The organism is Micromonospora sp. MH33 (genome assembly GCF_003013775.1).
Classification (GTDB): domain Bacteria; phylum Actinomycetota; class Actinomycetes; order Mycobacteriales; family Micromonosporaceae; genus Micromonospora; species Micromonospora fulviviridis.
The window spans coordinates 1-2,672 of the sequence record NZ_MUYZ01000399.1 but is presented as its reverse complement, the minus strand read 5'-3'; the positions used below and the strand labels follow the sequence as shown (position 1 = coordinate 2,672).

Below are 2,672 nucleotides of genomic sequence, written 5' to 3'. Positions count from 1 at the left end.
GACCTGCCGGTAGAGGTAGCCGGGCCGGCGGCCGTCACCCGGGTCTGGCGTGGGGGAGGCGTCACCGGTGGTTGGGGTTGGGGTTGCAGGGTCCATGCAGGCCTCCTGTGATCTGGAGTGGGGCCCGCGCACCCCCGTCTCCGGGTGCGCGGGCAAGGTGGTGCGGTGTCCGCGCGGTGGAGACGGGGCAGTGGACGGGCCGGACCCCTGGGTAGGGGATGGCCGGCAAGCTCCGTGAGGTGCTCAGCAGGCAGCCCATAGGGGCTGCGGATCGGTGGTGCCGCCGCCATCGGGTGGTGGGCGACGACAAGGAACGCACCCGCGCCGGGATTGATCAAGTCGATCCGGCGACGGGTGCCCCGGTAGGGGTTATCTGCGGCGGAGGGTGACCTCGCCGCGGGGCCGACGGGAAATCTGCACGGTCAGGCCGTACACGCTGCCGTCGGACAGCTCCAGCCACACCCCGCGGTCCAGCGTCAGGACGCCTGCGTCCCGATAGGTGCGCGCTGAGGTGATCGTCACCGGTAGTCCGTCGTCGTGGGTGAGCTGCGGCAGGTCGGCGTCGTCGCACAGCTCGTCCAGGTCGGCGCTGGTCAGCAGCCGCAGGACGAGGGCTTGCAGGATTTCCTCGTGGGCGTACTCGCCGAACTCGTCGGTCAGGTCGTCAGGCATCAGCTGCTCCCTTCGCCCCGGATGGAGTGCTGGCGGCGGTGGGCGGGTCGGGGATGTGGCCTGCGATGTGGTCGCAGTCGTACGGGTGCACCGGCAGCCACGTCCAGGCGCGGCCCATCACGACGTACCGGCCGTCCGAGTCGGGGCTGATCCGTTCGGTGGCGTCCGGGTCGTCGTGCACGCGGGTTTCGTCCGCGACGATGACGTCGCCGTCGAACCACAGCCGCGTTATGGACTCGTCGACCATCCGCTCCTGCCGCTGCCCGCCGATGCCCTCGGCGGCGAGCTGGCGCCGGTAGCGGTCGCGGGCGGCCTGCTGGTCGGCGACGATCGCCTCGGCTACCTGCCGGGTGCAGGTGAACACCGCCCACCCGTTCCACGTGTCCACCAGGATGCCGACGAACCCGACGGGGATCCGCATCTGTCCGTCGCCGTTCGGCGTCCACGCCCAGTCCCCGGCGAAGACGCCCGGCCCGCGCAGGCGCACCCGGTCGGGAGCCAGGTGGCTGATGTCCCGGTCGTCGCCGTGCGGGTGCAGCACGATCCGGCACTGCCGGGCCACCTCGGCTTCGGCGGCGTCGTCGAACCCGTCGCACCACGCCCACCGCGTCTGGTCGCGCTGCCGGCCGGTCAGGTCCTCCCACGCCGGCGCACCCTGCGGGGCGTGCTCGGCATACCGGTCGCGGTCGGCGGCGAGGACGTCCCGGTCGGCGGCGGGCAGCCCGTCAATGACGGGCGGGTCCACGTCGTCGATGCCGGCCAGGACCTGCCGCGCGACCTCGCGGACGTCGCCGGTGGCCCTCCCGCCGATGAGGTTCTGCGCCCACCACTCGGCTGCGTCCCGGCCAGCCGCCGCGCCCGCGGTCCGCACCGAGTCGAGCACCTGCTCCCAGCCGGCGCCGCCGACAGCGGCGGGGAGTCGGCGGACGCGGTCACCGGCATCGAGAAGCATCGACAGGCAGGAGCCGTTGTCCCAGTTCACCTCGAGGACCTGCTGATCCGGGTCGTAGTGGCGCACCGTGCCCTCGTCACCCGGACGCAGAAGCGTGTGCGGGTCGCTGGTGTGCTCCAGCGCCACCCGCTCGCCAGGCTGGTAGGTCATCGGCTCGCCTCCCGCGCCGTCAGGACGGCGTGGCAGCGGGCGGCGACACCATCGCGGACGGCGTCGGTGAACCCGTCCCGCACCGCGTCGATGACCAGCGCCTGATCGTGGTCGGGCAGCTCCGGCCAGCCGGGGGCGCCGGCCGGGGCGTGGGACTGGTAGCGGTCGGCGTCGTAGCCGGCAACGTCGAAGCGGGGCAACGCCGCCACGACCGCGTCGTCACTGCTGTCGATGCCCTCGAGGACCGTCTGGGCGGTCTGCTCCTGCTCGGACGCGGTGCGTCCCTCGAGGGCGTGCTGCTGCCACCAGCCCACGGCGAGCTGTCCCTCACGCTCACCCGCGTTCCGCAACGCCAGCAGCACCTCCGAGCCGACCGGCGAAACGGCCGCCTGCTGGGTGCTGGAGGCGGCGCTGGCCGGGGAACTGGCGTACGGGGCCGCGGAGGTGGCCGGGTCGAGCCAGTCGGCGGCGAGCAGCACCCCCTCACGGCGGTAGCGGGACGGCACGGCCTGCTCATTGGTGACCCGGCGCAGCCACCCGGCCAGCTCGGCGCGGATCCTGCGGGAGGCGGTGGCGTAGCGGGCGCGGGCCTCACGGGCCCGCCGGTTCGCCTCCTGCGCGTTGCGCAGGTCCACGCGAGTGTGCAGGTCGAGCAGCCACTGGTGCTCCGCGGTGCTGATAAAACCGCAGCGGGCGTCGGTCAGCAGCCGGCGCAGCGCCTCGGCGTAGTAGTCGTCGCCATAGCGGCGGGTCTTCTCGTGGTGGACCAGGGTGTTCTGGATGTTCTGCAGCCGGCGACCCAAAGCCACCCAGTCCGTGTGGTCCTCGGGCCGGGTCCCCGGCTGTTTCCTGCTGCTGATGTGGTCCGTGTCGGTCACGGTGATGTCCTCTCCGAAGG

2 protein-coding genes and 1 pseudogene are annotated in these 2,672 nt (G+C 72.8%); all 3 read right to left on the bottom strand.

Annotated elements, in window-relative coordinates; translation table 11 throughout:
• Positions 1-369: 369 nt before the first annotated feature.
• A complete protein-coding gene (locus B0E53_RS33135; protein ID WP_107079552.1) occupies positions 370-672 on the bottom strand; it encodes a hypothetical protein in 303 nt (100 codons plus the stop codon).
• Positions 665-1,774 (bottom strand): DUF4314 domain-containing protein, encoded by a 1,110-nt coding sequence (locus tag B0E53_RS33130; RefSeq protein ID WP_107079551.1) that lies wholly within the window; start codon positions 1,772-1,774, stop codon positions 665-667. Before B0E53_RS33130 ends, B0E53_RS33135 begins: the two co-directional genes overlap by 8 nt.
• Positions 1,771-2,672, bottom strand: a pseudogene (locus tag B0E53_RS33125) (hypothetical protein); the annotation flags it as partial. The gene B0E53_RS33130 and the pseudogene B0E53_RS33125, both read right to left, overlap by 4 nt.